Origin of the sequence: Collinsella sp. Sow4_D11, assembly GCF_052116465.1 — a bacterium.
Taxonomy (GTDB): Bacteria; Actinomycetota; Coriobacteriia; order Coriobacteriales; family Coriobacteriaceae; genus Collinsella.
Map to the genome: position 1 here is coordinate 61,066 of NZ_JBQKLA010000008.1, position 19,572 is coordinate 80,637.

At 60.7% G+C, this 19,572-nt stretch carries 18 protein-coding genes; 7 read left to right on the forward strand and 11 right to left on the reverse strand.

The genetic code is table 11. The features are described 5' to 3' along the window. Positions 1–18: 18 nt before the first annotated feature. On the reverse strand, positions 19–771 hold the full coding sequence (locus ACTQ40_RS05145) for an NAD-dependent protein deacylase (protein ID WP_441563511.1): 753 nt from the start codon (positions 769–771) through the stop codon (positions 19–21). A 136-nt stretch (positions 772–907) separates the two neighbouring features. Between ACTQ40_RS05145 and ACTQ40_RS05150 the strand changes: the two genes are divergently transcribed. Further along, positions 908–1,726 (forward strand): exodeoxyribonuclease III, encoded by an 819-nt coding sequence (locus tag ACTQ40_RS05150; RefSeq protein WP_441563512.1) that lies wholly within the window; start codon positions 908–910, stop codon positions 1,724–1,726. A 535-nt stretch (positions 1,727–2,261) separates the two neighbouring features. On the opposite strand, the gene ACTQ40_RS05155 is transcribed toward ACTQ40_RS05150, so the two are convergent. From ACTQ40_RS05155 to ACTQ40_RS05165, 3 genes are read right to left on the reverse strand one after another with little or no spacing between them, the layout of a single operon-like run. Continuing rightward, the gene (locus ACTQ40_RS05155) at positions 2,262–2,975 is read right to left on the reverse strand and encodes a DUF6580 family putative transport protein (RefSeq protein WP_441033151.1); all 714 of its coding nucleotides are present in this window, start codon (positions 2,973–2,975) and stop codon (positions 2,262–2,264) included. 4 nt (positions 2,976–2,979) lie between these two features. Continuing rightward, positions 2,980–4,623, reverse strand: coding sequence for an ABC transporter ATP-binding protein (locus tag ACTQ40_RS05160; protein ID WP_441563513.1), 1,644 nt, complete (start codon positions 4,621–4,623; stop codon positions 2,980–2,982). Continuing rightward, on the reverse strand, positions 4,623–5,501 hold the full coding sequence (locus ACTQ40_RS05165; RefSeq protein ID WP_441563523.1) for an energy-coupling factor transporter transmembrane component T family protein: 879 nt from the start codon (positions 5,499–5,501) through the stop codon (positions 4,623–4,625). Before ACTQ40_RS05165 ends, ACTQ40_RS05160 begins: the two co-directional genes overlap by 1 nt. Positions 5,502–5,706: 205 nt before the next feature. Between ACTQ40_RS05165 and glmU the strand changes: the two genes are divergently transcribed. From glmU to gltA, 6 genes are all read left to right on the forward strand, one after another. Then, a complete protein-coding gene (gene glmU / locus ACTQ40_RS05170) occupies positions 5,707–7,119 on the forward strand; it encodes a bifunctional UDP-N-acetylglucosamine diphosphorylase/glucosamine-1-phosphate N-acetyltransferase GlmU (RefSeq protein ID WP_441563514.1) in 1,413 nt (470 codons plus the stop codon). Positions 7,120–7,312: 193 nt separating this feature from the next. Continuing rightward, the gene (locus ACTQ40_RS05175) at positions 7,313–8,299 is read left to right on the forward strand and encodes a ribose-phosphate diphosphokinase (RefSeq protein ID WP_154516678.1); all 987 of its coding nucleotides are present in this window, start codon (positions 7,313–7,315) and stop codon (positions 8,297–8,299) included. 455 nt (positions 8,300–8,754) lie between these two features. After that, complete coding sequence (locus tag ACTQ40_RS05180; RefSeq protein ID WP_441563515.1) at positions 8,755–9,882, forward strand: hypothetical protein; 1,128 nt, start codon at positions 8,755–8,757, stop codon at positions 9,880–9,882. Between the two features lie 348 nt (positions 9,883–10,230). Then, a complete protein-coding gene (gene pth / locus ACTQ40_RS05185) occupies positions 10,231–10,860 on the forward strand; it encodes an aminoacyl-tRNA hydrolase (RefSeq protein WP_427717993.1) in 630 nt (209 codons plus the stop codon). 359 nt (positions 10,861–11,219) lie between these two features. Further along, complete coding sequence (locus ACTQ40_RS05190; protein ID WP_006235793.1) at positions 11,220–12,059, forward strand: sulfide/dihydroorotate dehydrogenase-like FAD/NAD-binding protein; 840 nt, start codon at positions 11,220–11,222, stop codon at positions 12,057–12,059. Beyond that, positions 12,050–13,459: an NADPH-dependent glutamate synthase gene (gene gltA / locus ACTQ40_RS05195; protein ID WP_427728860.1), complete on the forward strand. Its 1,410-nt coding sequence runs from the start codon at positions 12,050–12,052 to the stop codon at positions 13,457–13,459. Before ACTQ40_RS05190 ends, gltA begins: the two co-directional genes overlap by 10 nt. Positions 13,460–13,586: 127 nt before the next feature. On the opposite strand, the gene ACTQ40_RS05200 is transcribed toward gltA, so the two are convergent. The 7 genes from ACTQ40_RS05200 to ACTQ40_RS05230 all read right to left on the reverse strand — a co-directional run bounded on the left by ACTQ40_RS05200 (position 13,587) and on the right by ACTQ40_RS05230 (position 19,411). Continuing rightward, complete coding sequence (locus tag ACTQ40_RS05200; protein WP_427717988.1) at positions 13,587–14,210, reverse strand: AAA family ATPase; 624 nt, start codon at positions 14,208–14,210, stop codon at positions 13,587–13,589. Positions 14,211–14,383: 173 nt separating this feature from the next. Further along, positions 14,384–15,022, reverse strand: coding sequence for an amino acid ABC transporter permease (locus tag ACTQ40_RS05205; protein ID WP_055285379.1), 639 nt, complete (start codon positions 15,020–15,022; stop codon positions 14,384–14,386). Positions 15,023–15,025: 3 nt separating this feature from the next. Then, on the reverse strand, positions 15,026–15,772 hold the full coding sequence (locus tag ACTQ40_RS05210; RefSeq protein WP_441563516.1) for an amino acid ABC transporter permease: 747 nt from the start codon (positions 15,770–15,772) through the stop codon (positions 15,026–15,028). A 25-nt stretch (positions 15,773–15,797) separates the two neighbouring features. Further along, a complete protein-coding gene (locus ACTQ40_RS05215) occupies positions 15,798–16,673 on the reverse strand; it encodes a transporter substrate-binding domain-containing protein (protein ID WP_427795601.1) in 876 nt (291 codons plus the stop codon). An 8-nt stretch (positions 16,674–16,681) separates the two neighbouring features. Next, positions 16,682–17,413, reverse strand: coding sequence for an amino acid ABC transporter ATP-binding protein (locus tag ACTQ40_RS05220; RefSeq protein ID WP_055251548.1), 732 nt, complete (start codon positions 17,411–17,413; stop codon positions 16,682–16,684). Between the two features lie 276 nt (positions 17,414–17,689). Further along, positions 17,690–18,133 (reverse strand): GatB/YqeY domain-containing protein, encoded by a 444-nt coding sequence (locus tag ACTQ40_RS05225; protein WP_427747592.1) that lies wholly within the window; start codon positions 18,131–18,133, stop codon positions 17,690–17,692. Positions 18,134–18,187: 54 nt separating this feature from the next. Continuing rightward, positions 18,188–19,411, reverse strand: coding sequence for a peptidylprolyl isomerase (locus tag ACTQ40_RS05230; protein ID WP_441563517.1), 1,224 nt, complete (start codon positions 19,409–19,411; stop codon positions 18,188–18,190). Between the last annotated feature and the right edge of the window lie 161 nt (positions 19,412–19,572).

Consider the following 19,572-nt stretch of genomic DNA (forward strand, 5'->3'; position numbering starts at 1 on the left):
TGTATCCGCGCGCGCGGGCTAGAACGCAAACGCGGCAGCGATGTCGCAAGAAATCAGCAGGTCGGCATTTGCATCCTGATCGGTGGGAGCAAGATTGCATATGGCCAGCGTATCGCCGGTAAAGTATCGCGTAAGGCCCGCCGCCGGATACACCACGAGCGAGGTCCCGCCCACAATGAGGGCATCGGCCGCGGCAATGGCGGCAACGGCGTCGGTCAGCACATGCTCGTCGAGCGGCTCCTCGTAGAGCACCACATCGGGCTTAATGCGCCCGCCGCACGCGGGGCACACGGGCACACCCGCGGCGTCCTCGTGCCCGCGGGCGCAAATCCACTCGGCGCTATAGACCGCGCCGCACGACTGGCAAATGTTGCGATGGACCGATCCGTGCAGCTCGAACACGCGCTGCGAGCCTGCCATCTGATGCAGGCCGTCGATGTTTTGCGTCACCACGGCACCAAGCTTGCCGGCACGCTCCAGCTCGGCCAGCTTGGTGTGGCAGCGGTTGGGCTTGGCGCCAAGCGTGATCATCTTGGTGCGGTAGAAGTCGAAGAACTCGGCCGGATGCGCCTCGTAAAAGCTATGCGAGAGCATGGTCTCGGGCGGGTAGGCAAACTGTTGGTGATATAGGCCGTCCACGCTGCGGAAATCGGGAATGCCACTCGCCGTGGAAACACCGGCGCCGCCAAAGAAGACCACACGCTTGTGAGTACCAAACAGCTCCGCCAGTGCGGCGGAGGCCCGCTTGGGATCCGATATCGCCTGCGTCATATGAGTCCTCCGTCCTTGTTGGTCGGGCAGCGTCGGGCGACATCCCAGCATGCGGCCTTTGAGTCAGCACGCGCGGAGCCCACCACCGCCCCTTTTGCGCTAATCTTAAGCCTGCAAACCCCGTCGAAAGGACACCATGCCTCAGACTTACACTTTCGCCTCGTGGAACGTCAACGGTCTGCGCGCCGTGCTCAAAAAGGACCCGAGCTTTATCCAGATCGCACAGGAGCTCAATGTCGATATCCTGGCGCTGCAAGAGACCAAGCTGCAGGAGGGCCAGGCTGATATCGACCTGCCCGGTTATCACCAAACCTGGAGCTACGCCGAGCGTAAAGGCTATTCGGGCACTGCGGTCTTTAGCCGCCAGGAACCGCTGCGCGTGCTGCGCGCCGATGCGCTGCTGCCTTACGCCGGCGAGGGCGCGGCAGCCGAGCTCGTGGCGCAGGCCGCGACCGAGGGCCGCGTCTGCGCGCTCGAGTTCGACAAGTTTTGGTTTGTGGACGTCTATACGCCCAACGCCCAAAATGAGCTCGCGCGCATCGATGTGCGCATGGCCTGGGACGATGCCTATCGCGGCTTTTTGAGCGCGCTTGAGCGCGAGACCGGCAAGCCCGTGGTGACCTGCGGCGACTTTAACGTGGCGCACGAGGAGATCGACCTTAAGAACCCCAAGTCCAACCGCGGCAACGCAGGCTTTTCGGACGAGGAGCGCGGCAAGTTTACCGAGCTGCTCGACGCCGGGTTTACCGATACCTGGCGCGCGGCAAATCCCGACGTCGAGGGCGTCTACAGCTGGTGGAGCTACCGCTTTAATGCCCGCAAGAACAACGCGGGCTGGCGCATCGATTACTTCCTGGTGAGCGACGCCATCGCCGGCAACGTGCGCGACACCGGCATCCGCGGCGACATCTTTGGCAGCGACCACTGCCCCGTCACCCTCACCCTAGAGCTCTAGCACCAGCCGACCCCTCGGGGACGAAGCAAAACGGATCATGTTCACCTCGCGAGGGAATCCACGCGGCACACCCGCCACGAAACTGCCCCATCTACTACGTTTAAGCCACTACCCTCAACCACGGCGAACAACGCAAAAAGAAAACCGCAGGTAGAAAGCCTGCGGTTTTTCATAAAGCGCGGTCATGGTCGGGGGTATCAAGCTAAACGTAGTAGATGGGCCAGTTTCGTGGCAAGCGCCGTCAACTGATTCCCTGGGGACGTCTGGGGGCGGAAGAAAACGGATCGATTTGGCTCTCTGAGGACCACGACGCCCATCATATCAGCCGGCCATTTTAAAACTATGCCGGTTTACGGGGCTGAATCGCAAATCGCCAACCAAACGCAATTCAAGCAAAATAAAACCGCAGGTAGACGGCTCGTCTATTTTCGAAAAAAGCCGGTATGGTCTGCCTGTGCCAATCTAGCCCCGTAAACCGGCATAGTTTTAAAATGGCACTTCGACAGTATTGATTCTCGCCCCGGCGCAACCGCCACTACAGCCCGTATTTCACGACGACACGGTTAATGCGACGACACCAAGGTTTGTAGAGAGCGGCCAAGAACACGCAGGTCGCAAGGCCGTGTGTGATATCGAACGGTACCGCCGTGGCAAGACGCGCCACGGCGCCCGCCCACGTGAGCGGTTGCACAAAACCGATGATGTCGTAGGCGTTAATCACGGCGCCATAGAGCAGGCCCGACGCAAAGCCGTACGCCATCAGCGCCGGCATGCGCACGGTTCCATCGGCACGGTCGAACGCACCCGCATGCGCCAGCGCACCGCCAACGTATCCCACGAGCCCCCAGGCATACATCTGCCACGGTGTCCACATGCCCTGCCCAAAAAAGAAATTGCTGGTCAGCGCCGCCAGCGCGCCAACCATAAAACCATTGCGGCGACCAAGCGTCGTCCCGGCGATAATGGCGATGGCGCTCACCGGTTTAAAGTCGGGAATGGGGCCAAACAAGATACGCCCCGCCGCGGCCAACGCCGCCAGAACCAGCGAGGGCATAATCTGGCGCAAACCCGGACGAGATGCCTCGTAACCCGCAAAGAACAGCGCGAGCACCAGCGCCACCACGACAAGCATGGCAAGCGCTGCCTGCTCAATGCCCGCCAACAATGCTGCGGCCATTACAGCCGGCACCGCCAGCAGCAGCGGGATTTCCAGTTTTGCGAGTATGCGCAGGACGCGATAATCCGCCATCCCATCACGCCCTATAAAACACATTGTCGGCAAAAAAGTCGGCGGGCGGCTCCATGCAGGCAATCTCGCCGTCGAACATCATGGCAATGTCATCGGCAACCTGCTCGGCAAAATCCAGATCGTGCGTTGCCATGATGACGGTACCGCCAGCCTCCGCATGGTCGCGCAGGGCGCGGGCGATGATGCGACGGCTGGCCAGGTCCAGACCCTTGGTGGGCTCATCGAGCAATAGCAGCTCGGGGCCGATCAACAGCAGCTTTGCCAACGCAAGCAGCTGGCGCTGCCCGCCCGAAAGATCGTACGGATGGCGCCCATCCAAGCCGGACAATCCCAGACTCGTCGCGCGCTCTCGCGCCATAGCCTCGTCATATCCGCAGGTCGAAGCCCATTCCATCAGCTCCTCGCGCACCGTCTCGGCAACCAGCAGCGCCTTGGGATTCTGAGGCAGCAGTGCCGCCGAAGCCGCCCCGCGCTCCATATGCCCACGCTGCAACTTGACCGTCTTGGCCAGCACCGAAAGCATTGTCGACTTACCGCAGCCGTTACCGCCCACAACAGCATGCACCGCGCCTGCCGAAAACGACGCATCGAGCCCGCGCAGCACCCAGCCGGACGCTCGATCGTAGCGAAACCAGCCCCCTGCCAGGGTGGTAGCCGACCCAGCGTGCATTTTTGGGAGTATTCGGCATCCACCGGCGCACGACGGCGCCCCCGAGTCGTCTTGCGACAGGATTTGCGCCTCAAATTCAGCCGATTTGTCCGATTTCGGTCTTTTTTTTGCGCCCGGAGCGCCCACGCGCGGGTCCAAATAGCCCGGCCGGCCACTGGCGCTGCTGAAAACTCCGTTTTTTGCACGCCGCGAGCCACCCCACCCTGGCACCTCGCCAGAAAACAGCTCTTCGCGATGCCCCAAGGAGGCGATGTCAGCGACCTCGCATACGCGCCCGCCCTCAATCCGATACGCGCACGTCGCGTATTCGAGCATCGGGCGCGGCTGGTGCGTTGCCACAACAACCGTGCAGCCCAGCTCGCGATTCACGCGAAACAGCGCATGCAGAAAATTTTTCTCGGCAACGGGATCCAGTTGGGACGTGGGCTCGTCGAGCAGCAGCACGCGAGGGCGCAACGCCAGCACGGCTGCCAGCGACAGCAGCTGCTTGCGTCCGCCCGAAAGCGTATCGGTATCGCGGTGGAGCCAATCCTCCACCCCAAAGAAATAACTGGTCTCGGCCACGCGACGACGCATCTCGTCGCGCGACATGCCTAAGTTTTCCAGGCCAAACGCCATCTCGTGCCACACGGTTTCGCACACAATCTGGTTCTCGGGGTCCTGAAACACATAGCCCACGCGCTCCGCGGACGCGCGAACGTCCATGTCGGCAACGCTTTCGCCCAGCATGCGCAGCTCGCCGGAGCATTCGCCCGCCGGCGAAATCTCGGGCTTGAGCAACGAGAGTAATGTCGACTTGCCCGACCCGGTACCACCGACAAGCAACGCAAACGTCCCTTGGGGAACACGCCAATCGAGCCCCTCGAACACCGGCACTTCGGCCCCGGGGTAGGCAAAGCGCAGGCCCCGCACTTCAATCGCCGGCATATCCGAGCCGCACACCGCGTCCGCCATGATGCTCCCGTCCAACCGAGCCATCAGCCAAACCTCTTCTCGTCAATCGCATGCAGCACGCAGGGCAGCGCCATCCAGGTCGCGTATACAACATAGCCAGGCCACGGCGCTGGCACCGAAAGCTGCGGGTAAAACGAATACCGCATCGTCGCGGTCCACGCCACTGCCGCCGTGGCCACGCCAAACAGCGCAAGCCCAACCAGCGCGGCAACGTCGCCGCGCGCCAGCCGATACCGCGCGAACGTCGTGCGACGCGCCGCGGCGCCCCACCCACGGGAGCGCATGGCGTCCGCACGCTCCAGCGAATCTTCCATGCCCCAGCCCATCAACACGCTCGATGCCCGTAGGCGCGAACGCACGGGGTCGGCCGGCGCGCGGCCCGGCACTTCAATTGCATCCTGCACCGCCAGCACCGTGCGACCGCGACGCAAAAACTGCGGGATAAGCCGCATACACATCGAGATCATGAGCGCGATCACCGGCGCGGTGTTACCCAAAAGCGCAAGCACCCTGTCGTAGCTAAGCATCGACGCCGCGGCCTCAAACCACAGCACGCTCGCCACAAACAGCCCGCCCATGCACAGGCCGTATACCATGCTCTCCAGATACACCGCACGCATGCCAATACGGAACAGTTCCGTCGAGCCCGAAGCGCTAAATAACGGGTTGAGCACCGCGATAATCAAAATCACCGGCAGCTGCCAGCGAAGCGCCCCCAACGTGCGTGCGACGCCGCGCGTCGCAAACCCATACGCCAGCCCGCCCGCAAGCGACAGCGCAAGCAGCACCGGTTGCATCGAGAACATGGTGAGCCCCAGCGTCAGCACCATGTAGAGCGCCGGCACCGCCGGATGCGACATCGAGAATGCCGCGACGGGCTCGTTGCCCGATTCCTCTCGCATGATATCCACGGACACCCCCATCCCCTCGCTCAAACGCCAACGCCGCAGTGCCGCCGCCATGCACAACCAGCGCAAACGTCACGCCGGCGGCACCGACATCAGCCGCCATGCGCCAATCGTTACGCGCTCATCATATGCCTGCGGTATCATATTGCGCCGTGTATCGTTTCCAAACACACGTCTCTATAACGTAACAGGAGATCACATGGACGCAACCGCAATTATCCTCGCCGCCGGCGAGGGCACCCGCATGAAGTCGAACCACTGCAAGGTTTCGCACAAGATCCTGGGCAAGCCCATGGTCCAGTGGATCGTCGACGCCACCATCAAGGCCGGCTGCAGCCGCGTCGTGGTCGTCATCGGCAGCCACGCCGACGAGATGCGCGCCCTTATCGACGGCGCCTACGCCAACAGCGCCACCAAGGTCGAGTGCGTCGAACAGACCGAGCGCCTGGGCACCGGCCACGCCGTAAAGGTCGCGCTCGAGGCATGCGGCATCATGCAAGGCCCCGTCGTCGTGCTCAACGGCGACCTGCCGCTCATCACCGCCGACACCGTCGCCAAGTTCGCGAAGACCGTCGCTACCGGCGAGCTCGCCTGCACCGTCATGACCATGACCCCGCCCGATCCCTTTGGCTACGGCCGCATCAAGCTGGGCGCCGACGGCCAGATCGAGCGCATCATCGAGCAGAAGGACTGCACGCCCGAGCAGGCCGCCACGCTGCTCGAGTGCAACGCCGGCTGCTACGCCTTCGACGGCGCGCAGCTCGCCGCCCACATCAGCGAGATCGGCAACGACAACGCGCAGTCCGAGTACTACCTGCCCGACATGCTCGAGATTCTCAAGGGCCACGACCAGGCAGTCTCCATCTTCCACTGCGACGACTACCGCGACGGCCTGGGCGTCAACAGCCGCATCCAGCTCGCGCAACTCACCGCTATCGCGCGCGACCGCATCAACGAGCACTGGATGGCCGAGGGCGTTACCTTCATCGACCCCACGCAGGCCTGGATCGGCCCCGACGCCGTCATCGGCCGCGACACCGTCGTGTGGCCGCAGACGCACCTGATCGGCCACGTCACCGTGGGCGAGGAGTGCCAGCTCGGCCCCAACAGCCGCCTCACCGACACCACCGTTGGCAGCGGCTGCACCATCGATGAGACCATCGCCATCGAGGCTGTCATCGAGAACGGCGTCGACTGCGGCCCGCGCGCCTACCTGCGCCCGGGCACCCACATGCTCGATGGCTCCAAGGCCGGCACACACGTGGAGATCAAGAAGTCCACGATCGGCGAGGGCTCCAAGGTACCGCACCTGTCCTACATCGGCGACACCACCATGGGTTCCGGCGTCAACGTGGGCGCGGGCTCCATCACCTGCAACTACGACGGCGTGCACAAGCACAAGACCGTCATCGGCAAGGATGCCTTCATCGGTTCCGATACCATGATGGTCGCGCCCGCCCAGATCGGCGACGGCGCGCTCGTGGCCGCCGGCTCCGTCATCACCGAGCCGGTCCCGGCTGACGCACTCGGCCTGGGCCGCGCCCGTCAGCTAAATATTGAGGGCTGGGCCGCCGATTATCGCCGCCGTCTGCACGAGGACGACGAGGTATAACGTTTTACCAAACATCTAAGGAGCTGTTCCCATGGGGATGGCTCCTTTTTCTATGCTGACCTGCGCGACCGGATGAGTGGTCGGTTCGTGTCCGTTGACGGTAAAGACGTTATCAAGACCCGATAAACCCCGCCGCGCGGTTACAATGCAACAAGGCATCTATATGGCATTCGATATATAAAGGAGAAGGGTAATGCCGATTAATGATCCCGAGAAGTCGGAGAATATGCGCAAGTCCATCCGCGTGTATTCCGGTTCCTCCAACCGTCCCCTCGCTCAGAAGATCGCTGAGTACCTTGGGGTCGAGCTTTCGGGCCTTACGCTAAAGCAGTTCGCCAACGGTGAGATTTACGCCCGCTACGACGAGACCGTCCGCGGCGCCGACGTCTTCCTGATTCAGTCCGTGGCCGGCGGCAACGTCAACGACATGCTCATGGAGCTGCTCATCGCCACCGACGCTGCCAAGCGCGCATCCGCCCGCTCCATCACCGCCGTCATCACCCACTACGGCTATGCCCGCCAGGACCGCAAGGCCGGCCCGCGCGAGCCCATCACCGCCCGCCTCGTCGCCAACCTGCTCGAGCGCGCTGGCGTCAACCGCATCATCACCCTCGACCTGCATCAGGGCCAGATTCAGGGCTTCTTCGATATCCCGGTTAACCACCTGTCTGCACTGCCGCTGTTTGGCCAGTACTACAACGACATGCACTTCGACACCGACAACCTGGTTGTCGTCTCCCCCGACGTGGGTCGCGCCAAAGCTGCCAAGAAGCTCTCCGACATGCTCGGCTGCAGCCTCGCCATCGCCCACAAGGGCCGTCCGCGCCACAACGCCGCCGAGGTCATGGGCATCATCGGTGACATCAAGGGCAAGACCTGCATCATCAATGACGACATGATCGACACCGCTGGCACCCTGTGCGCCAACGTCAAGGAGCTCAAGGCCATGGGTGCCGGCGACATCTACGTGTGCGCCACCCACGGCATCTTCTCGGGCCCGGCCATCGAGCGCCTGAACGACGCCCCCATCGTCGAGTGCCTCGTCACCGATGCCATCCCCGTCGAGGTTGGCGGCAAGATCAAGACTATCTCGGTCGCCGAGGAGTTCGCCGAGGCCATCTCTGCCGTTTACCACGAGGAGCCCGTCTCCACGCTCGTCGGCGGCGACTTCGCGCTGTAATCCAGCGCGCAGCGCATCATCTTTGGTGTTTTTAAAGGGTCGGAGGCTCGCTTCCGACCCTTTTTTCTGCCCCTCGACAACCCGCCTTGGACAGTTAGTTCAGATTTGTATTAATGTGGCATTCGTTTGGGCCATTTAATGCGTCGAAAACTCTCTTGCCGGCATAATTCCGCTCGATTCCTCCACCTATGGATCTCTTCACCATGCCATTGGCCCCATTTTGCCCACCGAGTCCCTCAACAACGGCAATACACCCCGGTCGCCTTGTACAAATCTGAATTAACTGTCCAGCACCCATCTCAGTAGATGCCTCCAAGGCCAACCCATCACTCCATTCTCCACTTTTCCAAGGCATTCCGTATGATGTCGTTACCGCCCGCGGCGCGCGACGCCCCTTTGAGTGAAAAGAACGACACGGCCATATCATTTCGCCAACGGCTTAGTACCTTATAGCTATGACAACCGTAATTTCACACCTCTCCGCCCTTCGCGCAATTCGCCGCGCTCGACGGGCGTACTCCGCCCTTCCCTGGGACGCCATCGATGACGAGCAACAGACACAAGCCCTCGTAGATTGCGTTCCCAACAAGGACGCCATAGACTTTGCGGCCCTTGCAATACTTGACGCCTGGAGCGAAGACGACTCCGAGCGTCTAGACCTCTTTGTTGCGAGCGGCAGCAACAGACGGCCCGACGGACGGCTCCTCCAGCACACCATCACCGCCCCTCTCCCCCAGGGCGCGATCATGCACATCGAAGCCGACATCTACGCAACGTCTCCCGCCATGACGGCCATGCTTTGTTCCAAAAATGAATCGGTTGCCAAAACCTTGATGCTTCTCATGGAACTGCTCGGAACCTACTCACTTCCGCCCGAAGCAACTTACCCCATCGCCTACGACGACACGTGGCCCGAGGCCAACAGCTTCGAAACGATGGACGATCTCGATTGCCAGGGCGATCAACCGACACCCGAAAAGCAATCCGAAACCCGCTACGAACAGGCACACTACAAATGCGAGCCCGCCACAACCATCGAAGAGCTCGAGGCGGTCGCACGGTTTGCCAAAAGTAGTTCCTACGCCTCGTTTCGCACAGCTATCAAACTCGCCCGGGCCGGATCCGCATCCCCAGCGGAATCATTGATGTTCGCCGTCCTGGGCGCACCCATGCGCTTTGGCGGATTCGGGTGTTGCAGCCTGCCCATGGGAGGCCTGCTGCTCAACTATCGAGTCGATTTCGACACCCTTGCGATCAACATGTCCTCGGGCATCCCTTACGCCATCTGCGACTTATATTGTCCAGCCGCCGGAGTCGACAACGAATACAACGGAATTGGACATGAGCTTCAAAACGCTCGCATCCACGATGGCAATCGCAACAATGGCCTTAAGGCCATGGGTATCCACGTCCTGGTTATCAATCGCGACCAAATGAAGGACCTTGTTGCACTCGAAGCCTTCGCCCAGACGATGCATCGACTTGCGGGAGTTCGATTCCGCTACCGCATCAAGGGTTATCGCAAGCGTCAGGCCGCCTGGCTCAACACCCTGCGGGCCGGAATCGGCCTCGCGCCGGTCTAAAAGGCTTTTACCCAGTGTTACCGAGCATGGCTGGACAGTTAGTTCAGATTTGTATAAACAGACGGCTAATGTCGAGGTGGTTTGCCGCCATCCCGGCGCCAATCACCTCATTTGAAGACTCAAAAGATCTGAAATAGCGCAAATTGTGCTCCCCAAAGCGCCGTGACAATTCCGTGGCCCCGATTTTGGCAGTCAAAGATCTCTTGGTTTATACAAATCTGAACTAACTGTCCATCCCGGCTTCTGACGACTTTCCAAACGCCCTCATGCAGCCTCAATCACCCTCCATTTGACAGCAGCAACGGGGTCGCTCACCATAGCAGGCGACAAATCGATGAAAGGAAGCACATGGCAGCTGCACAGCCGCTTAAGATTCGCATGGTTGCCGGACTTGGCAACCCTGGCGATGAGTATGCCGAGACCCGCCACAACGCAGGCTTTAAGGCGATCGACGAGCTGGCGCGTCAGGCCGGCGTCACGTACTGGAAAAACCAGGCCGGCGCCGAGGTCGCGCTCATCAACATCAACGATCCAGAGGAAGAGGGCGGCAAGCGCCAGATTGTGCTGGTCAAGCCGCAGTCGTACATGAACACCTCGGGCGGCCCCATCTCCAAGCTTTGCCGCGAGTACAAAATCAAGGCCGAAGAGCTGCTCGTAATCCACGATGAGCTCGACATTCCCGCCGGCGACGTGCGCGTCAAGGTGGGCGGCGGCCACGCCGGCCACAACGGCCTGCGTTCCATCATCGACAAGATGGGCAGCCGCGACTTTAGCCGCATCCGCACCGGCATCGGCAACCCTCCCGGCAAGATGGCTGTCGCCGACTACGTGCTCAAGCAGCTGCGCGCCCGCGAGGCCGAGGACTTCCAGGACACCTGCGCCCGCGCCGCCGACGCCGCCGGCCTGGCGATTGTGCACGGCGTAATCTATGCCCGCGACCACGTCAACGGCTCCGCCTCTGCCAACGGCAAGCACTAAAACCTACCAAAAAGGGATGTTTATTATGGCAGGTTTTATATGCGAAAACGCCGCAGCGGCCGCATCGCAATAAACCCTGTGCCGCCATACATACCCAACGCCCTAAAAGGGGTCGGCCTCACCGATGTGCAAGGCCGGCCCCTTTTGTCGTTTTATCTGATAAAACCCGCCAAAATAAACCTGTCTCTTTGTGCTAGATCACTTTTCCCGCCTGCCAAAGATACACGCAAGCAACATGTCCATGAGGGTATAATTTGCACCGTATGTCTGCACAACGCCTGTGCGCGTACGGTTTTATTCGGGCTGCCGTCCATTTCCGTGGAGGCACGGTTCGGTTGCCCTAACAAGAGAGGGGTTCTATGTATAAGATCCTGGAGAAGACGCAGTTCTCGGAGAAGGTGTTCAAGTTCCGCATCGAGGCGCCTGCAATCGCCAAGCATGCGCACGCTGGACAGTTCCTCATGGTCCGCGCCAACGAGACGGGCGAGCGTGTCCCGTTTACTCTGGCCGGCTGGAACGGTGACGAGGGCTGGGTCGAGTTCATCTTCATGGTGATCGGCAAGACCACCGAGATGCTTTCCACCTACGAGGCCGGCGAGTCGCTGCGCGACGTCGTGGGCCCGCTGGGCGTTCCCACCGAGATGGCCGAGGGCCCCTGCGCCGTCATTGGCGGCGGCGTCGGCCTGGCAATTGCCTTCCCGGTCGCCAAGCACCTGGTCGAGACCGGCCACGAGGTGCACGCCATCATGGGCGCTCGCACCAAGGACCTCCTGCTCATGGAGGACCAGTTCCGCGAGCTCCTCGACGAGGACCACATCCACATCACCACCGACGACGGTTCCTACGGCGAGCAGGGCGTTGTCACCGCTCCGCTGGAGCGCCTGCTGCAGGACAAGGCCGTGAGCCAGGTCTTCTGCGTCGGCCCCGTTCCGATGATGAAGTTCTCGACCCTCACCGCCCAGAAGTACGACACCCCCATCACCGCGTCGCTCAACCCCATCATGGTTGACGGCACCGGTATGTGCGGCTGCTGCCGCGTCGAGGTGGGCGGCGTGACCAAGTTCGCTTGCGTCGACGGCCCCGACTTCGATGCCACCCTGGTCGACTGGGATGACCTTCGTGCCCGCCAGGCCGCTTACCGTTCCGAAGAGGGCGAGTCCCTCAAGGCCTATGAGGAAAAGAGCTGCGCATGCCACTAGTTAACGGTCGTTTCGTTGCCGATATGAAGTCGCCCCGCACCCCCGATAACGAGGAGCCGGCTGCCGAGCGCGCCTGCGACTTCCGCCCCGTCGACAAGGGCTTCACCGAGGAGATGGCGCTGGCCGAGGCCGAGCGCTGCCTCAACTGCAAGAAGCCGTTCTGCGTCGAGGGCTGCCCCGTCAACATCAACATTCCCCGCTTTATCGAGCAAATCCGCGAGAAGGACTTTGGCGGCGCCCTCGATACCATCCGCGAGGACTCCATGCTTCCCGCCATCTGCGGCCGCGTCTGCCCGCAGGAGAACCAGTGTGAGGGCAAGTGCATCCGTGGTAAGAAGTCCGAGCCCGTGGCCATCGGCCAGCTCGAGCGCTTCCTGGGTGACCGCCCCGAGCTCGCTTCCACGCCCAAGATGGCTCCCAAGAACGGCAAGAAGGTCGCCGTCGTCGGCTCCGGCCCGTCCGGCATCACCTGCGCCGGCGAGCTCGCCCGTAACGGCTTTGACGTCACCGTCTTTGAGGCCTTCTTTACCGGCGGCGGCGTGCTGGTCTATGGCATCCCCGAGTTCCGTCTGCCCAAGGCAGTCGTCAAGCGCGAGATTGACGGTCTGGAGGACATGGGCGTCAAGTTTGAGTACAACTCCGTCGTGGGCAACATGGCCACGGCCGATGAGCTGTTCGAGCAGGGCTTCGACGCCATCTACGTGGCGACCGGCGCTGGCCTGCCCAAGTTCCTCAACGTCCCCGGCGAGAACCTGCCCAACGTCTTCTTCGCTAACGAGTACCTCACCCGCGTGAACCTGATGAAGGCCAACAAGTTCCCCGAGTACGACACCCCCACCAAGCACGGCAAGAACGTCGTCGTCTTTGGCGGCGGCAACGTGGCTATGGACGCTGTCCGTACCGCCAAGCGCCTGGGCGCCGAGCACGCCATCATCGCCTACCGTCGTACCGAGGACGAGATGCCCTGCCGTCGCGCTGAGCTGCACCATGCTAAGGCCGAGGGCGTCGAGGTTCTGCCGCTCGTCTCCCCGCTCGAGTTTGTCGCTGGCGAGGACGGCTCCGTGTGCGCCGTCAAGGTCCAGAAGATGGAGCTCGGCGAGCCCGACGAGTCCGGCCGTCGTCGCCCGGTGCCCATCGAGGGCGCCATCGAGGAGATCCCCTGCGACGTCGCGATCTCGGCTATCGGTACCAACGCCAACCCCTTCGCTGCCAAGATTGGCGGCAAGATGGAGCTCAACAAGTGGGGCTACATCGTCGCCGACGAGGAGACCGGCCAGACCACCGATCCCCGCATCTGGGCCGGCGGCGACATCGTTACCGGTGCCGCTACGGTCATTCTGGCGATGGGCGCCGGCAAGAAGGCCGCCGCTTCCATCACCAAGAGCCTGCTGGGTGAGTAATCACCTGCAGCGCTAACCACCAAACGGCAAAGTCCCCGTCGGGCACACGCCCGGCGGGGACTTTTTCTATGCCGGCCGCCCGATCACCATAAAGGGAACGGGCACCTTTGCGGTGGCTTTTGGTCGGCTAGCCTTCGAGCTGAGCCACCTTGTAGCGGTAGGCAGCGGCTATGACGTCTTTGCAGCCCTCGCGGCCCAGCTTGGCGCGGTTGACGACGATATCCTTGCCGCTCGTCATCTTCCACTTTCCGGCGCTGTAGCGCTTATAGAACGCCTCGCGTGCCTTCTGCTGCTGCTTGACCAGCTTGGCGCCCTTCTTTTTGTTGAGCCCACGCTTCTTGCGCACGATCTCGACGCGGTCCTCAAAGGGTGCGGTCACCAACACGGCAATGTGATTAGGGTTGTTACGCAGCAGGTAATCGGACAGGCGGCCTTCGATAATGCAGCTCTCGGTCTCGCCCAGGTCCAAAATCACCTGACTCATCTTTTGGAACAACTTGTCCGAGTACGAACGTGCATCGTAGCGGTCGGGCAGAAACGCCATGTTCTCTACGGCCAGACGCTCGTCATAGGCGGCCATCTTATCGAGCGACTCACCCGCGCGCATCGACGCACGCACCAGCAGCTCGTTGTCGTACAGCGGAATTCCCAACTCGTTGGCAAGCATGCGGCCAATCTCGTGGCCCTCGGCGCCAAAGTCGCGCGCGATGGTAATGACCACAGGATTCTTCTTGTTCTCCAGATCGCTCATCGCGATTCCTTTCTCTATGTAACAAAGGGACAGTCCCTTTGTCACATTCATTTTGCCCCCACCTTCGTCCTGGTTTCCCAAGTGCGGCAGATTGCCCCGAAAGAGGAGCGCCGCGTACTAAATGTACGCAAGCGACGATTGAGGGGCAAGGTGCCGTGCTTGGGGAAGCAGGACTATGCGGCCACAATGCGACGTTGATATGCCCTCACCAGCAGCGAGATACCAAAGTTGAGCACAAAGTACATCGCAAACACCAGGCCGTAGAGCATAAGCACCTGCGACAGGTCGATCGCGTGGGCCATCACGACGTTTGCCGTGTACATGAGCTCGGCCACGTTAATGCCCGAAAGATACGAGCTGTCCTTGATGACGGTCGTGCACTGGCTAAACAGCGCCGGAATGATCGTCTTAAACGTCTGCGGTAGAATGATATAGCGCATGGTGGCAAAGAAGCCAAAGCCCTGGCTCTGCGCCGCCTCAAACTGGCCGCGCGGAATCGAGTTGAGGCCGCCACGCACAATCTCGGCCATAACAGCGCTGGTAAACAGCGTAAAGGCGATGGTCGAAATCACAATGTCCAAACCCTGCACCGTAAAGTAGATAAACAGGATCCACAGCAAGTTTGGCGTGCAACGGAACAGCTCGATATAGGCGCTCACCAAAATACGGAATGGACGGGGCGCGTAGCTTTTAACGAGCGCCAGCACCGTGCCAAAGATGAGCGAGAAAAAGATCGACAGCGCCGAGATCTCGATCGTCTTAACAAAGCCGCCCCAAATGTAGAGCAGGTTGGTCGCGTTGAAGATTTCCATGCGCTAGGCCTCCTCTACGTTGTCAAGCCCCAGCTCGGCCAGGCTCACGCCGCGCGGGCGCTCCTTGGAGCGGCGCTCGAGCCATTGCACCAGCATGGCGAGCGGAAAGCAGATGATGAAGTACATAAGGCAGCAGACGATGTATCCCTGCAGGTACCCGTACAGACTCACAAAGTTGTCGGAACGGTACATAAGGTCGCCGCCGGCCACAAGCGCCAGCACCGACGTGTTTTTGACCAGGTTGAGTGCCTGGTTACACAGAGGCGGCAGAATGATCTCGAACGTCTGGGGCAGCACGATGTACCAGTATGCCTGCGCACGGGTGAAGCCCTGGCTCTGGGTCGCCTCCATCTGGCCACGCGGAACGGCCTCGATACCGGTACGGATGACCTCCGAAATGTAGGCAGCGTGATACAGGCCCACGCCCAAGAAGCCCAGCACAAACGGCGCGATACGCACCGGCTGGTCGGCACCGGTTATGGCCTGCAAAAACTGCGGACCGGCCATGTACATAAAGAGCACCTGCACGGGCAGCGGGGTGTTCTGGTAAAACTCCACGTACACGCGGCTTATGGCGCGCAGAACGCGAGAACGAGTGGTAGAGAACACGCCCAGCAGCGTGCCCAGCACCAGCGACAGCAGCAGACCGGCAACGACCACCTGCATCGTCACGCCAAAGCCCTCCCAGAAGGGCCCCATGTTTTGGAATGTCGTCGACCAGCGGTCGGCGTCAAACAATCCTTCGAGCATTTGATTCCTTCCTTGGATGATGCGCCTATACAAGACCCCAGGTCTTGACCTCTTGGTCGAGCCAGCCGTCGGCCAGGCGATCGCATATCACCTGATCGACCACGGCCGAAAGATCGCAGCCCTTCTTGGTCGCCACGCCGTAGCCCTGCTCGCCAAACTTGACCTCGGGTTGCAGCAGCTCGACGGTCTCGTTCATGTAACCGGCCAGCGTGGAGCGGTCCATGGCAAAGACGTCGATATTGCCGGCATCGAGCGAACTCTTAATGATGGGGTAGCCGCTAAAGGCCCTAAACTCGGGCTCGCAGCTAAAGCCGTTGTCCTTGATCATCTGCTCGATCAGGCCCTGCGTGGTGGCACCCTGGCTCACGCCAATGACCTTGCCGTCCAGGTCCTCAATCGAGGTAAAGCCCGAACGCTTCTTGACCATGAGTCCCACGTAGTCGGTGCGGTACGGCGTCGAGAAATCCCAGCTCTTCTTGCGCTCGTCGGTGATGGTGTAGGTCGCCGCGACCACGTCGAGCTGGCCGTTATCGATCAGTGGGCCGCGCGTCTTGGGCGTTACGTCGGTAAACTCGACAAGCTCCTGGGCACGGGCCTCCTTGTAGCTCACGCCAAAGACGGCAGCGGCGATCTGGTAGCACAAATCGACCTCCATGCCCTCAAAGCGGCCCTTGGCGGTGTCGTAATAGCCGTAGCCGGGAACGTCCTTCTTAACGCCGGCATTCAGATGGCCACGCGACTTGATGGCCGCAAGCTTAGACCCCTTGTCGGAGCCCTCGCCGCCGGTGGAGTTGTCGCAACCGGTAAGCGCGGTCCCCGTCAGCGCGAGCATACCGGCGCCCGCCAGCTGCAAAAAGTGGCGGCGCGACACGGCCGCCCTCGTCATATCCGTCATGTCCATCACCGCGCCTAGTGCAGAATCTTGGACAAAAACTCGCGGCAGCGCGGGTTCTCGGGGTTATCGAAGAAGTGCTCGGGTGTGCCCTCCTCTAGGATGCGGCCGTCCTCCATAAAGATGACGCGGTCGGCCACCTGGCGCGCAAAGCCCATCTCGTGCGTCACGCAGATCATGGTGATATCCTCCTGCGCGAGCTCAATCATAACGTCCAGGACTTCCTGGACCATCTCGGGGTCGAGCGCCGAGGTCGGCTCGTCAAACAGGATGATGGGCTGCTTGGTGCACAGGGCACGGGCAATGGCGATGCGCTGCTGCTGACCGCCCGAGAGGTTCTGCGGATACTCGCCGGCCTTATGCGCCATGCCGACGCGCTTGAGCGCGGCGATGGCGATCTCGGTCGCCTCCTCCTTACTCTTCTTTTGCAGCTTGATGGGCGCGAGCGTCAGGTTGCCCAGCACCGTCATGTTGGGATATAGGTTGAACTGCTGAAACACCATGGAGCTGTACTTGCGAGCCATCTCCAGATGATTCTTCTTGGTGAGCGGCGTACCGTCGATGATGACCTCGCCCGACGTGGGCTCCTCCAGATAATCGACGCAACGGATGAGCGTGGACTTGCCCGAGCCGGAAGGCCCGATCATTACGAGCTTCTCGCCGCGCTTGACGGTGAGGTTGATATCTTTGAGCACATGCAGGTCGCCAAAGTACTTGTTGAGATGCTTGATCTCGATCATGTCTGCCATGAATATCCCTTCCCTGCGCTTACACGAATTGCTCTATTTTACGGAAAGAACCACGTTTCCGCAGCCCACACTACATTCCCGTAAAGAACCCGCAACCTTTAACCCACTCATTGGGGACAGACTTAAATGAGTACCCAATGAGAGGGCACTCATTTAAGCCTGTCCCCAATGAGCGCCCAATGACCAGCCAAGGGAGGCGCCCTTCATCGGCCAACAAAAAAGGGGGCGCGACCGCAATGGTCACGCCCCTCAACACCAACTATGTACCGCTCGGCCCTACACGAGTTTGCCGCCGACAATCTTGGCGGCTGCAGGCTTATCGAAGTTGCCGCCGGTGGCCTTGCCGAGCGCCCCCATAACCTGGCCCATCTGCTTCTTGGATGTGGCGCCCAGCTCGGCGATGACCTGCTCAATCAGCGTCTCGAGCTCCTCGCCCGAAACCTGGGCGGGCAGCAGGCTCTCCAGAATCTTGACCTGCTCGGTTAGGTTGTCGGTACGATCTTGATCGGTACCGGCCTTGATGGACATCTCCAACGTCTCGCTTGTCTGCTTAATCAGACGCTTGATCATGCTGTTGACGTCTTCCTCGGTCACGTCGCGGCGCTCGTTGACCTCGATGTTCTTAACCTCGGCCTTGACCTGGCGAATGATAGACAGGCGAACCTTGTCCTTGGCCTTCATGGCGGCAATCATTTCCTGCTGCAGCTCTTCGTTGGTCATCTGCAAATCCTCCTCAATAACATGGGCGGCACTCGCACGAGCACCGCCCCTTGATTACTCAGTCGTCGACGAATCGTCGGTCGAGCTCTTGGTGACGCCCTTCAGGCTCACGTTATAGGGCACGTCCTTGGGCATGGGGTTGACGGTAATGTCGGCATCCTTCGTGTACTTCTCCAGCCACTCGTTGTATGCCGTGCCCGATGCCTGGGTCTTCACCACATTGGAAACGTACTTCTTAATAGCCTTGGGCACCTGATTGATGTCATCGACCTGGCCATCGACATGGAAGTAGTCGGTGCACTTGATGATGTGGTAGCCATACGTCGACTCGACCACGTCGCTCACATCGCCCTTGTTAAGGCCCTCGAGCGCCGTCTGGTAGCTGTCGACAAAGGTGGTGAGCTTATCCCAGCCCACGTCACCCTTCTTCTCCTTGGAACCGGTGTCGTCGGAATACTGCTTCACGGCATCCTCAAAGCTCAGCTCGCCGGAGTTGATCTTATCCAGGCACTCCTGCGCCTTGGCCTTGGCGGCGGCCTTGTCCTCGTCGGAAGCGTCGGAATCAACCTTGATCAGGATGTTCGACGAGCGGCGGGCATCGTTGTAGTTAGACAGGTTCTCGTTAATGTAATCGACAATCTCGTTGTCCTTGGGCTTGCTGGTGGGAGCAACGGCATTCTTAAGCTTCTGCTGCGCCAGGCTCTCCTTGAGCGAGTCCTTGTAGGTGTCCTCGGTATAGCCGTAGGTCTTAAGGGTCTCCTTAAAGGTCTTGGCGCCCCCCGCGCTCTTGCAGGCGTCCTTCCAAGCCTTCTCTACTTCCTCGTCCGAAACCGTCACGCCGTTCTCCTTCTGCGCCTGCTGGAGCAGAATCTGCTGCGTATAGGAATCGATGAGCTGTTTGCGGTACTTCTTGGGCGTCAGGTCGTTATTGACCAGATACTGCGCCCAATCCTTGTCCTTGGTATATCCGTAGGACGTGCGCATGCTCATGATCTGCTTGGTTACGGTGTCCTCGGTGAGGTTGGTTCCGTTGACGGTAGCAGCCACGCCGCCGGTCAGTTTGTAACCCGAGTTATTGTTCTCGGTCTGCGACATCAAACCGGAGCACGCCATGGCCGAGACGGAAAGCAGCATTGCCAGCACGCCGATAACCACCAGAACGATCTTGACGGTCTTGGACACGTACGTCTTGCGCTGCTTCTTGCGAGAGCTGGAGGCGGCGCGGGACCGTTGCTCGGACGTCGGCGCGACCTCGGGGTTCTTTTTCTTATTTGCCATAGTTGGCCTTTCGCATAACGAATCGAACAAACGTCATTGTGTCACAACGCAGCCCCGCGGCACACCTGGTGCATGGGAGACAGGTTAATCTGCACCATTTTGGTGCAAAGGGGACAGCTCCGACAGCTAGGGACGTTCCTTTTCTGCCGGCAGTTAGGGAC

Coding starts and splice junctions, on each gene's coding strand:
- glmU (WP_441563514.1), top strand. CDS start 5,707: ATGGACGCAACCGCAATTATCCTCGCCGCCGGCGAGGGCACCCGCATG.
- ACTQ40_RS05175 (WP_154516678.1), top strand. CDS start 7,313: ATGCCGATTAATGATCCCGAGAAGTCGGAGAATATGCGCAAGTCCATC.
- ACTQ40_RS05230 (WP_441563517.1), bottom strand. CDS start 19,411: ATGGCAAATAAGAAAAAGAACCCCGAGGTCGCGCCGACGTCCGAGCAA.
- ACTQ40_RS05210 (WP_441563516.1), bottom strand. CDS start 15,772: ATGCTCGAAGGATTGTTTGACGCCGACCGCTGGTCGACGACATTCCAA.
- ACTQ40_RS05215 (WP_427795601.1), bottom strand. CDS start 16,673: ATGGACATGACGGATATGACGAGGGCGGCCGTGTCGCGCCGCCACTTT.
- ACTQ40_RS05165 (WP_441563523.1), bottom strand. CDS start 5,501: ATGCGAGAGGAATCGGGCAACGAGCCCGTCGCGGCATTCTCGATGTCG.
- gltA (WP_427728860.1), top strand. CDS start 12,050: ATGCCACTAGTTAACGGTCGTTTCGTTGCCGATATGAAGTCGCCCCGC.
- pth (WP_427717993.1), top strand. CDS start 10,231: ATGGCAGCTGCACAGCCGCTTAAGATTCGCATGGTTGCCGGACTTGGC.
- ACTQ40_RS05225 (WP_427747592.1), bottom strand. CDS start 18,133: ATGACCAACGAAGAGCTGCAGCAGGAAATGATTGCCGCCATGAAGGCC.
- ACTQ40_RS05145 (WP_441563511.1), bottom strand. CDS start 771: ATGACGCAGGCGATATCGGATCCCAAGCGGGCCTCCGCCGCACTGGCG.
- ACTQ40_RS05150 (WP_441563512.1), top strand. CDS start 908: ATGCCTCAGACTTACACTTTCGCCTCGTGGAACGTCAACGGTCTGCGC.
- ACTQ40_RS05155 (WP_441033151.1), bottom strand. CDS start 2,975: ATGGCGGATTATCGCGTCCTGCGCATACTCGCAAAACTGGAAATCCCG.
- ACTQ40_RS05190 (WP_006235793.1), top strand. CDS start 11,220: ATGTATAAGATCCTGGAGAAGACGCAGTTCTCGGAGAAGGTGTTCAAG.
- ACTQ40_RS05180 (WP_441563515.1), top strand. CDS start 8,755: ATGACAACCGTAATTTCACACCTCTCCGCCCTTCGCGCAATTCGCCGC.
- ACTQ40_RS05220 (WP_055251548.1), bottom strand. CDS start 17,413: ATGGCAGACATGATCGAGATCAAGCATCTCAACAAGTACTTTGGCGAC.
- ACTQ40_RS05205 (WP_055285379.1), bottom strand. CDS start 15,022: ATGGAAATCTTCAACGCGACCAACCTGCTCTACATTTGGGGCGGCTTT.
- ACTQ40_RS05200 (WP_427717988.1), bottom strand. CDS start 14,210: ATGAGCGATCTGGAGAACAAGAAGAATCCTGTGGTCATTACCATCGCG.
- ACTQ40_RS05160 (WP_441563513.1), bottom strand. CDS start 4,623: ATGGCTCGGTTGGACGGGAGCATCATGGCGGACGCGGTGTGCGGCTCG.